This is a genomic window from Mesorhizobium sp. M8A.F.Ca.ET.165.01.1.1 (genome assembly GCF_004792065.1).
Lineage (GTDB): Bacteria > Pseudomonadota > Alphaproteobacteria > Rhizobiales > Rhizobiaceae > Mesorhizobium.
In genome coordinates this window covers 34,151-47,100 of record NZ_SRTH01000029.1, presented here as the reverse complement: position 1 = coordinate 47,100, position 12,950 = coordinate 34,151, and the positions used below count along the sequence as shown (strand labels likewise).

Genomic DNA, 12,950 nt, shown 5'->3' with positions numbered 1-12,950 from the left:
AAATTTACTCAACGTCAGCTCCTCGCGGAGGCCGGCATTCCAATACCTGCTTATCGCTTAGCAGCGAATGCAGCGGAGGTTGAAATCTCTGCCGCCGAGATCGGCCTGCCGGTGATTCTGAAGCCAGTCATAGGCAGCGGCAGCATCGGTGTGCGATTATGCAGCACCGTCGATGAGTTAGCCGAACATACCACCTACCTATTGGGTGGGAAGCATATTTGGCGATCTTCACCGAGGATACTTGTTGAAGAATACGCGAATGGTCCAGACTACGGCGCTTACGCAATGGGAAATGAAATCGTTGGGATAGAGGCTGCTGTATATGGCGGCCAGCCGCATTTCGTCTGTAGTGAAGGAACCTTCCCAGCCCCGCTCATTGATGACGAGTACAAACTTATGGCCGATGTTTCGCTGAGTTGCTTGCGATCTCTCGGCCTTGGCTGGGGGCCAACCAGTATCCAATTCCGATGGACGACACGTGGTCCAGTCGTTATTGAAGTCAACCCGCGGCTTGGTGGTGGTCCTCAACCGGTTCATCTGGCTTACGGAGTCGACCTCGTCACCGAACACATCAAGCTTGTCATCGGTCGCGAATGTAACCTGCGCAAAAGCCATTCACATATCGCGGCCTGGCGCTCATTGTTTCCTGATCGCGATGGCATCCTCGATTGGATCCATGGCGGCAGTCAGGCTGCTGCTGTACCGGGTGTCGCCGAAGTCAAATTTTATGTTGAGCCCAAGACGCCGATCATCAGGAAGGGCGATTACCGAGACTCCATGGGGTACATTATCGCCGTTTCATCCAACCGTTCTCGGACAAAGTCGATACTCCAGCAAGCCATCGACCTAATCGACTGGTCGATCACACCATTTCCGACTGAACAGGAACAATAATCGGTTCCTCGTCTCTCCGCACCAGCGCAGATGTCCCAGCCAAAGAGTGATCGTTGCCGAACATTGGTGCGATTGAGAGCACGAAAGAGATGCGGAGCCATAGCTATACTTTGCGATCCGTGGCGAATCGCGATCGGTTGATTTTTGCTGATTCACAGAAGCCTCGTGCTTTGCTTTCCGCGACACGATCGTGAGTGGCGACTGATTACCTGCGCTCCAAAGGGGCTTTGCGCGAGCTAGGCTTCGCTTGATCAGGCGGCCGCCACCTGCTGAACAAGTCTCTCGGAGACATCTTGCAGCCAGATGACGTCGATATGGAAACTGCATTTGACCATGGCCGCTGGGCGTTCAATCGTCTGACTTCTCTAGCCGCGAGTTGAACAACAAGCACAGGACGATCAAGCCTCAGCGACCGGATTGTGCTGGCCAGTCTTAGCGGAGGCTGTGTCATTGTTGCGCGAATGCAAACCTCAAAAATCAATGGAGTAGACTCATGACGATCCCAAAGGGTGTACAGGCATTTCCACGCACTGAATACCTGCGCCGGCTGTCCGCCGTGAAGGCTGAAATGGAGGGACGCGACGTGGACGTACTGCTCGTTTTGGACGCTTCCAATATCACTTATCTTTCAGGCTATACCACGCCGTCCGGATATGTTCCTCAGGCGCTTGTGATTGACGGGGTGGCTGAGGAGCCGACATTCATCCTTCGTCGTTGCGATGCGCCGGCGGCCATGTACGAATGTTTCATGGAACAGGATAAGATCATCGGCTACCCGGAAGCGCTCATTGGCAATCTAGCCAACGACGGATACGATGCCGTCATCGACTTCCTGAATGAAGCTGGTCTCGCGAAACGGGGGCTGGGTATCGAGATGTCGAGCCTGCCTGCAGCGACATCGGAAAAGTTCAAGTCACGGCTGCCTGAGGCTCGCGTTGTAGACTGCACCAAGCTTGTCAGCTGGCTCCGCCTAGTCAAATCCGATCTCGAAATAGAAGTCATGCGGGAAGCCGCCGCCATTTCCGACGCCGCGATGAAGCGCGCCAGCGAAGTCATACGTGCCGGTGTAGCGGAAGCCGACGCGGCGGCAGAGATCGCGGCGGCGTTAATCCGGGGAGCGAATGGAAAGCCGGGAACGGCGCTGAAGGCCTTCTATCTCTGCGCCTCGCCTCGGATAGGTACCTGTCACATTCCGTGGACGGGGGACGTGTTCCGCGACGGGTCCCAGATCAATCTCGAACTCGGCGGCACTCGCCATGGATATTCCGCGGGCCTCATGCGTACTTTCTCGATCGGCGCCCCGTCCGAACGCCTGCGCCGCATTCATGAGGCCCAGGTCGAAGGCCTTGAGGCGGCACTCGCCGCAGTCCGGCCGGGATCAACGTGCAGCGAAGTGGCCAACGCGTTCTACAAGACGCTCCGCAAACACGGTTTCGAAAAGGAAACGCGCTGCGGCTACGCGCACGGCATTGGCTGGCTCGAACCGACTGCAAGCCTCCGGGATGGCGACACGACTGAGCTGAAGCCGAACATGACCTTTCATTTGATGCTGGGCAACTGGATTGAGGACGACTTCGGTTACGTGATCAGCGAGACATTCCGGGTCGCCGGCACCGGCGCTGAGGTAATCACAAACACGCCGCGGAAGATCTTCGAAATCTGAACGGGCAATCGTGTCCGGTCGCCTATCTATTCGATCGTGTTGATGTCAGGCGCTTCTAAGTTGTCCGAATCGCCGGCGTTTTGATGTCCTCCGGAGGGTCTTGCTTCTCTCCGGATTGGCTCTTGGGATTAGAAGAATGGCGGAAAGATCTGTTCGGCGTCTGATTCAATGATGCGATCAGCACGTGGACCGTAGCGAACTCCCTCCGAAGGACTTCTGTCCGCCAGTTGGCGGATTTGAGGTGACACTAGTTGCGATGGCTTCTGGAGCGATTGCGGTCAAGCTTGTTAGTGCTTCATGTCCTATTCGATTGTTCGATCGGTTGGCGACCATCTCCTCGTCCTGACTTGGCTTCGGCTGTGCCGCGGGGGACTGGCCGGTCGTGTTGGCCGGCAGGTCATCGCGTGCGCGACGTGGCTTTGATGGAGCTACGAGCCCGATGGCTGCGATCGCGGCTGGTCTCGCGGCGCACCGCGACGATTTCCAGATCCGTGCCTTCCTCATCGAACAGGCGCATGGCTTGGCCTCGTGCCACGGCAATACAGTACCGGAGGGAAGCCGACTGTCCGCCGCATCTCAAAACCAGGAAGCCGCTTATCTGCGAATTCTGTTAATCCAGGCGGCCAGCTTCGGCGCATGGCTGCAGAATGCCGCGCCGCGGCTTCATCGCAGCAAGCTCGCCACGGCACTGGCTATCGCTGAAGCGCCAAAGTCCCGACAGCGATCGAAGGCTTCGCTGTGCCGATCGCCGCGACCAGGAGATCATCGGCGCGACGCCGGCACGCTCATCAGGCGACGGCAGTTCGCCTCGTTCTGGCTGATCTCCTCGATCTCCTGGCTGACCGTTTCGATGAGCTCGTCGAGCCACAGCCAGTCCTCGTAGAGTCCAACGATCGGATCGCTCATGCGCGGCGATATCTCGTCGGCACGGTTCTCCAGGATTGCGAACTGCGAGTTGCGAAGTGCTCTCGCGCCGGGCAGCACGGCAATACCGTGCTGCGCAATGGCTGGACATTCGGCAGCACCGAAACGAGGTGACGGCCATCTAAACCGCCACCCCCCAGTGCGCGAGAAGCATGGAGCGAATATGAACGCACCCGGAATCTGTTTGACCCAAATGGTTGCCTGGCAACCTATCCGCTAATGAGATTAACGGTGCGTGCGAATTCCCCATCAAGGCCATGACACGCGAGCCGACCAAAAGGGCCGGATACATATGAGCGACTTCCGCTATCCTCCACGCCTCACTTGCGATCAGCAGCCGGTCCATACAATTGGGTCAGGTGGCCGCAAGCATGGTGTCTTGCCGTTTCCAGCGAAGTTCGGTGGCGTCCAGCCACGTGCGAGGCATGATCACCGCCAGTCTTCTGGCAAGCGCGACAATGGCTTTTTGCGTCCCTCGCCGATTGGCGACGTTCTTCGCCCCGGCCTTAAACCACGACCAATTTGCCAACGCGTCAGCGGGACTGGGCGGCCTCGAAGGCAACGACCTCTTCATGCCTAGGCCCGCAGGGGGACATGCATTCAACGCGCTCCCTTTCTCCCTGCTGAAATTACCCGGTCATGGCCGACTTCATTATCTCCGGAGGGACAACCCCGGTCGCCTACGAAACAAGATCGATCACGACCAAACAATTGCCCTAGCCACCTGACGGCGATCATCGATGCTGTGATTTGCGACAATGACGCTGCTTCCCGGACCCTTTTTCGATCGCAGCCTGATTATGCTCGATGTCGGAGGGAAATCCTAGCTTCCGCCGCCCCGTGACTAGTGCCATCGCCGAGGCCGCGGTCCACGCTGTCATGGATGATCTGGTCAGAGAGGGCCTCACGATCTTAATTCGGTGGGCCGGGCCGACGCGCGAGGACGCAGACATCCAAGGGTCAGTTCCGTAACCGACTTGCCCCACGGCGACCTAGCATGTGCTGGCCGGGACCGACCTCTGTGCTGAAAAGCGAGCCTCGGGTCCATCTCGTTACTAGATGTCGATGATACACAAAAGGCATTTGACGAAATCGTGCTGCGGAATGATGCTCGCTTAAATAAGGCACTAGGACAGAAAAAGCTGGGAACTAATAGATGTACAGCGTCGACACTTTCCGACATCTCCAGGAAGAAGCCACGCAATGGCGCCGCTACCTGCACCAGAATCCGGAACTGGGATACGAGGTGCACAATACGGCGAAGTTCGTTGCTGAGAAGCTGGCCTCCTTCGGTATCAATCACATCGAGACGGGCATCGCCGAGACCGGCGTGGTTGCCCTGATCCAGGGTGAGGGCGGGGAGGGGCCGACGATCGGACTGCGCGCCGATATGGATGCCCTGCCGATCCTGGAAGCGTCGAACAAGGCCTGGTCCTCGCGGATACCCGGCAAGATGCACGCGTGCGGCCATGACGGCCACACCGCGATGCTATTGGCGGCTGCAAAACACCTCGCCGCGACGCGCAACTTCAAAGGCTCAGCGGCTTTGATCTTCCAGCCCGCCGAGGAAGATGGACGAGGTGCTTTGAAGATGGTCCAGGAAGGAATCATGGAGCGCTTCAACATCTCCCAGGTCTACGGCCTGCACAACTCACCCGGCACTGACATTGGCCAGTTCGCCATCCGGGAGGGCGGTATGATGGCGGCGCTTGACGAGTTTGACATCATCGTCAAGGGGAGGGGCGGGCATGCAGCTTCGCCCCACAGGACTGTCGACCCTGTGGTCACCGCCGCACAAATCATCGTTGCCCTCCAGACCGTGGTGTCCCGCAACACCGACCCCACTGACGCCCTCGTCGTTTCTGTCACGAAGTTCACGGCGAGCCAAGCCTACAACGTCATCGCGGACCAGGTCGAAATGGGTGGGACTGTCAGGAGTCTGACCTCCGCCGTGCGCGATCTGGCGCAGCGGCAGATCAGGTTATGCGCCGAGGGCGTGGCCCACGGGATGGGCGCGGAAATTGAGTTCAGGCATCGGCGGCTCGAACCCCTTACATTCAATCACACGGCCGGAACACATTTCGCGATCACCGCAGCCCGCGGCCTCGTGGGCCATGACGCCGTAAACGACAACGTCAAGCCTTCGATGGGATCCGAAGACTTTGCCTACATGCTGGAAGCGCGGCCGGGCGCGATCATCCTCTTGGGGAACGGCTCGACGCCGGGCTTGCACAATCCCGCTTACGATTTCGACGACGAGGCGATCCCGTATGGCGTGGGCTATTGGGTAACCCTCGTCGAGAAGATTCTGGCGGCCTGACTTGTCGGGTTACGGCTCGTGAACCGGGCTGAACGGCGAGAGATGCTTCAGTTGACCGTGAAACGCGCAGGACAGGACCGCGTCGGCACCGCCACGTAGATCACTTCGCGAAGTCTCGATTGCGGCCGTCCGCTGGGTCGGCGAAAATTGCATATTCAATTATGCTCAACATTAAAAAAGGGGAATGGCCATGAGCTTCTCTATTATCATTAACCGCAGGCGTTTCCTGCAGGCAGCATCAACCGCCTTGGCTGCCGGCGCACTTCCTTCCATTGCCAGTAACAAGGCATCGGCGCAGACTCCTGGCGAACTGCGCGTCCTTGTCTACGGTGGCGATACCGGAAAGGCGATGATTGAGGCCTATGTAAAACCATTTGAAGCCGAAACAGGCATTAAGATGACCCCGATTACCGATCAGGGCGACCGGGCATCGATCGAGATGATGGTTGCGCAGAATAACGTCACCGTCGATGTTGTCACCGCTAACCAGGGATCTTCGTTCGAGTTGTCCCAAAAGGGTCTTTTTGAGCCGATCGATTATTCTATTTACAGGAATGAAGACCTAGACGGGCTCGCCGACTTCGCAAAGCAGCCGTTTGGCGTAGCTAACGTAGTTTATGCGTTCGTCATGGTCTACAATACCGAAAAATTCCCAGCGGGTAAGCTGCGGCCGACCACATGGGCGGAATTCTGGGACGTGAACAGTTTCCCGGGTGTCCGCAGTCTTGTCAGCGGCCAATATGGTTCAGAAGGCCCTTGGGAGGAAGCCCTTCTCGCCGATGGCGTAAATCCAAAGGATATATATCCTATGGACCTAGATCGTGTTTTCAAAAGTTTGGACAGAATAAAGCCCGATATTCGCAAATGGTGGGGAACAGGGTCCGAAATCCAGCAGATGATGCATGACAAGGCAGTAGATCTTGTAAATGCCTATGATGGTAGGGCCGGCACGTTGATCAAGCAGGGAGCACCGCTTGAAATTAATCGTAACCAGGCGAAAATAACTTGGGACTACTGGCAGATTGTGAAGGGGTCTCCTAACGCGCACGCTGCGCAACAGTTTGTCGCATTTACCGCGCGCGCCGACCGTCAGGCAGCATTTTCACAACTCATGCCGTTCGGCCCGAGCAACCTCAACGCGTTCAAGGTTCTACCGGAAGATATTGGGCGCTCGCTGGCCAGCCACCCCGACTACCTGAGGTCAAGTGTGCTAATCGACTCGAAATGGTACGCCGAGAAGGGATCGGACGGGCTCACGAACACCGAAAAGCTGGTCCAGCGCTGGAACGAGTGGATCCTGCTTTAAGCCCCTGTCGGCCTTTTGCGACGGCATTTACCGATGACGTGCCGCACCGAACCAGCACGTCATCGTTCGGCTTGGAGTGACGAACATGAATGCACCAGTCAGAACGCTGCATCCGCTAGCTAAGGATAGACCATTGGAGAAACTCGCTCTTTCCGAGCAAATCGAATTTCGGAACGTCACCAAATTATACGGTCAGGTCATTGCGGTCAGGAGCCTGTCGTTGACCGTTGGGCGCGGCGAGTTCCTCACGATCCTTGGTCCGAGCGGTTCTGGCAAGACGACGACACTCATGCTGCTGGCGGGGTTCGAGGCGCCTACCGAAGGTGATATCCGCATCGCTGGGAAGTCCGTCGCCTCGGTACCTTCCTATCGGCGCGATCAGGGCGTCGTCTTCCAAAGCTATGCGCTCTTCCCGCACCTCACCGTTCGCCGCAACCTTGAATTTCCGCTCGAGATGCGCGGCATCAGGTCGGCTGAGCGGGCCGCGAGAGCCGAACGCATCCTGTCACGTGTCCATTTGGACGGCTTGGGTGACCGCATGCCATCACAGCTCAGCGGTGGGCAGCAGCAGCGCGTGGCGCTCGCCCGGGCCCTCATAGCCGACCCTCCAATCTTGTTGCTAGACGAGCCGTTGGGAGCACTAGACCGTAACTTGCGTGAGCAAATGCAGGGTGAGATCAAGGGGCTTCACAAAGAGTTCGGAATCACTACGGTGTGTGTCACACACGACCAGGAGGAGGCGCTCACGCTTTCCGATCGGATCGTGGTGATGAACGCTGGACGAATTGAGCAAACTGACACGCCTGAGGCGCTATATGACCGTCCTGTCTCCCGGTTTGTCGCGAATTTCCTTGGGGACGCCAACATCCTCGATGATCCGTCATTCGCTGTTGAGTCGGATACGCCGCAACCGGACGGCACCGTCGCGATGATCCGGCCGGAACGTATACGGATCTCCGCCCCTGGCGCCACGAAGAGTGCCGACGCCGATCAGCGCCAGCATGTCGCCGGCACCGTGACCGATATGATCTATGCCGGCCCGCTGCGAAGATACCATGTGGCTGTCGGCGATAACGACGTGGTCATACGCGAACACGTCGCCGCGGGGCGTCAGATCTTCCAGATCGGGGACACCATTCAGCTCGACTGGTTGAGATCGGACATCCGCTTCGTCACGACGTGATCTCAGGGGACTCGCAGATGTTGACTTTACAAAAGCTTACGCGGGCCTCTGTTGTGCTGACCTTTCCGGCGCTCTGCCTCCTGCTACTCGTCTTTGCCATACCGATCGTCCAGCTCTTCTTAAACAGCATCAACGCCCCCGCGCTCTCCCTCGTCAATTACGTGACGTTCTTCGTGCATCCTGCGAACGTTCGCGTCCTCATCCAGACCATCGAGGTAAGCATCGTAGCCACGGTCATCTGCGCTATCATCGGCTACCCGACGGCCTACCTGATCACGGCTGCTTCGAAGCAGGTCCGGTCTGTCTTGGTCATCCTCGTCCTGATCCCGTATCTCACGAGTTCGCTGGCCCGAACCTACGCCTGGGTCATGATCCTAGGTGACCGCGGCCTTATCAATAACCTGCTGCTCGATCTGCGCGTCATCACCAGTCCTCTGCCTCTGATTTACAACCGTATGGCCATGTATATCGGCATGGTCCACATCATGTTGCCGATCATGATCCTGCCGCTAGTGAGCGTGATGCTCGGCATCGATAAGTCGCAAGTGGCAGCCGCGCGCAGCATGGGCGCGCGTCCGTTCTCGGCCTTCTGGCGCGTGTTCTTACCGCTCAGTCTGCCCGGCTTACGCAGTGGTGCGTTGCTCGTCTTCATCCTGAGCCTCGGATTCTACATCACGCCCGCAGCCCTTGGTGGCCTGCGCGATGCCATGCTCTCGACTTTCATCGCGGCTGAGGTGCAAAGCTCATTCAATCTCGGCCGGATAGGGGCAGCGTCATTTATTCTCCTCGCGATCGCGATGACGGTGCTCGCCGTCCTCAGACTCAATCCGGCCGGCCCCAAAGGCAATGCTGCGTCGGATCGGCGAAACCGTTTTCCCGCAGCGGGGGCCTTGGTGCGACATCTCACTGAGCTCGGCACGCTTCGGCGGGCGCGTCGCTGGAACATGCATCTTTACCGCGCTGGCGACGCCACCCATGTGTGGAGGTTCATAGGGATCACGGTAGTCATATTCACCCTACTCTTTCTCCTCTTCCCGGGCGTGGTGGTGATCATCGTGTCTTTTAGCGCCGGAACGCAGTTGGAATTCCCTCCATCCGGCTTTTCCGTGCAATGGTATCGTTCGTTTTTTGCCGATCCGTCGTGGAACGGGGCCGCGCTGAGCAGTTTCGAAATTGCAATCTCGGTAACCATAATCTCGACCATACTCGGCACGCTGGCCGCCTATGGACTCAGTCGCAGCGCGCCAATGCTGCGCAACGTGCTCACGTTGGTCCTCCTAGCACCGATCACCTTTCCGGTGATCGTGGTCGGCATCGCAGCCTACCTTGGTCTGGTATCCTTCGGCCTAGTCGGATCGAAGACAGGCATCGTCTTGGCGCACAGCATTGGCGCTATGAGCTATGTCGTAGTTGTCGTCGCGGCAACGCTGGCCAACTTTGACATTAGTCTTGAGCAAGCCGCTAAGAGCATGCGGGCCGGGCCGTTCCGGACATTCATGAGGGTGACTCTGCCTTTGATCCGGCCAGGCATCCTCGGCGGGGCGGTTTTTGCGTTCCTCCATTCGTTCGACGAAGTGGTCATATCCTTGCTCGTCAGCGGTCTATCCATACGCACGCTTCCCTTAAAGATGTGGGAAAACATCCGGCATGAAATCGACCCCACCGTCGCCGCGGTGGCGTCGCTGCTGATGCTTCTGCCCGTGCTCTGGCTCGTCGCCATGTACTTCATCTGGTGGCGGTCAAGATCCAGAATGCAAGCTGCCTCAGCCCGCATGCTCGCCGCGGTCTGAATCCGCACTACTCGTTAGGGCTCCCGGGCAGTGCCAGCGTGTCAACCGCACGGCATGTTACGCGCCTTGGGGCCGCGGTCACTCTGCGCCTGACCATTCAGAACTCTATAGGAAGAAACACGATGACAGAAATCGAACCTACCGTTGCCGTAACAATCGCTCGTGCGTTGTCGCGCCACGGCGTGAAGTTCATATTCGGTCAGAGCCTTCCTTCCGCCGTGATCCTCGCTGCGGAGGAAATCGGAATCCGTCAAATCGCCTACCGCCAGGAGAATATGGGTGGTGCGATGGCCGATGGTTTCGCGAGGGCCTCGGGACAGGTCGCGGTGGTCACCGCCCAGAACGGTCCAGCAGCGGCACTGCTCGTTGCACCGCTGGCCGAGGCCCTGAAGGCCAGCATCCCCGTGGTGGCTCTCATTCAGGAGGTAGAGCGACTGCAGGTGGATAAGAATGCCTTTCAGGAACTCGATCACCTGGCGCTTTTCGCATCCTGCGCCAAGTGGACGCGCCGTATTGGCACCGCGGATCGGGTTGACGACTACGTGGACGCCGCGTTCGTGGCTGCGGCGAGTGGCCGGCCGGGGCCTGCCGTCCTTTTACTGCCGGCTGACCTGCTCCGCGAGACAGCCCAGCCCAGCGCCCACAAGCGCGAGGCATGCCTCAGCGCCTGGCCCCTCGACCGGACCCGGCCGTCGGATGCCAGCATTGCCGAAGCGGCTTTCCTAATCGCGAAAGCCCATTGCCCGGTGGTCATGGCGGGTGGGGGCGCCCTTTCCACCGGCGCGCCATCGGCTCTGGCGAACCTTCAGGAATTTGCCTCGCTCCCTGTATTCACGACGAACATGGGGAAGGGTGCCGTCAATGAATTCCACCCCCTTTCATTCGGCGTGCTCGGATCCCTCGTAGGGCCAACATCGCTTGGCCGCTTCACGCGGAGCTTGGTCGAGGATGCCGACCTGATCCTGCAAGTTGGAACACGAAACAACCAGAACGGCACCGACAGCTGGCGCCTCATTCGTCCGGGTACAAGGATCATCCAGATCGACCTTGACCCGCAGGAGATCGGGCGCAACTACGAGGCAGTCCGCCTCGTCGGGGATGCAGCAGAAACCCTCAAAGCACTCACGCAGGCCCTCAAGACCCAAGATCTCAAGGCAAGGTCACAGGCGCGCCCCGGTCTGGCCGAGCGGATTGCCGATGCCTGGCGCCAGTTCGAGACGGTCAGGGCACCCCTTCTAAAGCAGGCAACCGCAGGGATCAGGCCAGAACGCGTGATGGCGGAACTGCAGAATCTGCTCCAGCCAGAGATGATCATCACTGCTGATGCAAGCTACTCATCGATGTGGGTCGTCGGTCATCTGCGAGCGCCACGGGAAGGGACGCGCTTCCTCACACCCCGTGGGCTCGCCGGGCTCGGATGGGGCCTTCCGCTCGCCATTGGAGCAAAAGTCGCGCGGCCTTCGGCACCTGTTGTGGCGCTTGTCGGGGACGGCGGCTTTGCCCATTCCTGGGCCGAATTGGAGACGATGGTCCGCATGGGAATTCCGGTGACGGTCGTCGTCCTGAACAACGGCATCCTCGGCTTCCAGAAGGACGCAGAAACCGTGAAGTTTGGGGCCTATACCACAGCCTGCCATTTTGCAGCGGTTGATCACGCGGCGATTGCGCGCGCCTGTGGCTGCGAAGGGATAAGAGTCGAGGACGCTGCGGCTCTGCCGGAGGTCCTCAAGCGAGCCCTCGTCGCCGAGCGGCCGACACTCATCGAGGTGATGACGGATCCCGATGCGCATCCTCCGATTTCGCTGTTTGCCGGGACCCTGGATCACTGAGCGGAATGGCGTTACGTGGGCAACCGATGGAACAATAAGCCGGAAGGCGCAAACCGGGGCCTGTTCGGCGCCGACGACGAAGTCGGGCGCCTCAACCTGATCACGGATGACATCCGACTGAAAGCGGCCGCCGAGATCAGGACCGGCCGGGCTTTCTGCCTCAGCTTGCCACTGGATCTCCCCGGCGGGACTGCGCTCAATCCGAACCGCAAGCCGCCGCGTCGTCATGTGGCGATACGCAAGCAGGGACTGCCGGCGGTGAACTATCCCCTATATCTGGAGAACACTCATTACATTGACGCGTCCTGCGATGACAGCGTGACACTATTCACACAATATTCGACGCAGTGGGACGCCCTTAGCCACATCGGGCAGCATTTCAACACCGACGATGACGGCACCGCTGAGATCGTCTATTATAATGGCTTCAGGGGCGGCACGGATGTTCTTGGACCCGATGCCGAAGGCGGAGCTCGCGCGCGCCGATTAGGCATCGACAAGTTCGCCGAGACCTGCGTCCAAGGTTGGGGCGTGCTGCTTGACCTAGGCAGGATCTATGGACGGGACCGAACCCTGGTCGGCTACGATGCCCTAGTGCGTGCTATGCAGACTCAGTCCGTTAAAGTCGAGGCGGGCGACATACTGTGCGTTCACACCGGATTCGCCAAACTTGTTGTCGACATGGACGGCAGCCCGGATCCGCGTGTTCTGCACAATGCCTGCGCCGTACTAGAGGGGCGGGACGACAGGCTGCTCCGGTGGATCGACGACTGCGGTATCGCCGCGCTGGTTGCCGACAACTTCGCGGTGGAGGCGTATCCGAATCGCGTACCGGACGGCTGCGACCACTGCGCCGGCCTGCCGCTGCACCAGCATTGTCTATTCAAGCTTGGCCTTGACGAGCTCTGGTATCTATCGGACTTGGCTGCGTGGCTAAGAGATCATAACCTTAGCCGGTTTTTCCTTACCGCTCCGCCTCTGCGCCTGCCCGGCTCGTTCGGCTTGCCGCTGACACCCGTCGCCACAGTGTAGGAGAAGTAG

At 58.9% G+C, this 12,950-nt stretch carries 8 protein-coding genes and 1 pseudogene; all 9 read left to right on the top strand.

Annotated elements, in window-relative coordinates; genetic code table 11:
• The coding region (locus tag EN808_RS34165; protein WP_127302982.1) for an ATP-grasp domain-containing protein at positions 1-894 on the top strand (894 nt) is incomplete at its 5' end.
• A gap of 493 nt (positions 895-1,387) precedes the next feature.
• On the top strand, positions 1,388-2,557 hold the full coding sequence (locus EN808_RS34160) for a Xaa-Pro peptidase family protein (protein ID WP_126080651.1): 1,170 nt from the start codon (positions 1,388-1,390) through the stop codon (positions 2,555-2,557).
• A gap of 513 nt (positions 2,558-3,070) precedes the next feature.
• Positions 3,071-3,440 (top strand): annotated as a pseudogene (locus EN808_RS37430) (transposase); the annotation flags it as partial.
• Positions 3,441-4,637: 1,197 nt separating this feature from the next.
• Positions 4,638-5,801 carry a M20 aminoacylase family protein gene (locus EN808_RS34150; RefSeq protein ID WP_126080652.1) on the top strand — a complete coding sequence of 388 codons (1,164 nt, stop codon included), beginning with the start codon at positions 4,638-4,640 and terminating at the stop codon, positions 5,799-5,801.
• A 190-nt stretch (positions 5,802-5,991) separates the two neighbouring features.
• Positions 5,992-7,107, top strand: a complete 1,116-nt coding sequence (locus tag EN808_RS34145; protein ID WP_126080653.1) for an ABC transporter substrate-binding protein — start codon at positions 5,992-5,994, stop codon at positions 7,105-7,107.
• Between the two features lie 85 nt (positions 7,108-7,192).
• On the top strand, positions 7,193-8,290 hold the full coding sequence (locus tag EN808_RS34140; protein ID WP_126080654.1) for an ABC transporter ATP-binding protein: 1,098 nt from the start codon (positions 7,193-7,195) through the stop codon (positions 8,288-8,290).
• A gap of 17 nt (positions 8,291-8,307) precedes the next feature.
• Complete coding sequence (locus tag EN808_RS34135) at positions 8,308-10,080, top strand: ABC transporter permease subunit (protein ID WP_126080655.1); 1,773 nt, start codon at positions 8,308-8,310, stop codon at positions 10,078-10,080.
• Between the two features lie 122 nt (positions 10,081-10,202).
• Positions 10,203-11,909, top strand: a complete 1,707-nt coding sequence (locus tag EN808_RS34130) for an acetolactate synthase catalytic subunit (RefSeq protein ID WP_126080656.1) — start codon at positions 10,203-10,205, stop codon at positions 11,907-11,909.
• 15 nt (positions 11,910-11,924) lie between these two features.
• Positions 11,925-12,941: a cyclase family protein gene (locus EN808_RS34125; protein ID WP_126080657.1), complete on the top strand. Its 1,017-nt coding sequence runs from the start codon at positions 11,925-11,927 to the stop codon at positions 12,939-12,941.
• Positions 12,942-12,950: the final 9 nt, after the last annotated feature.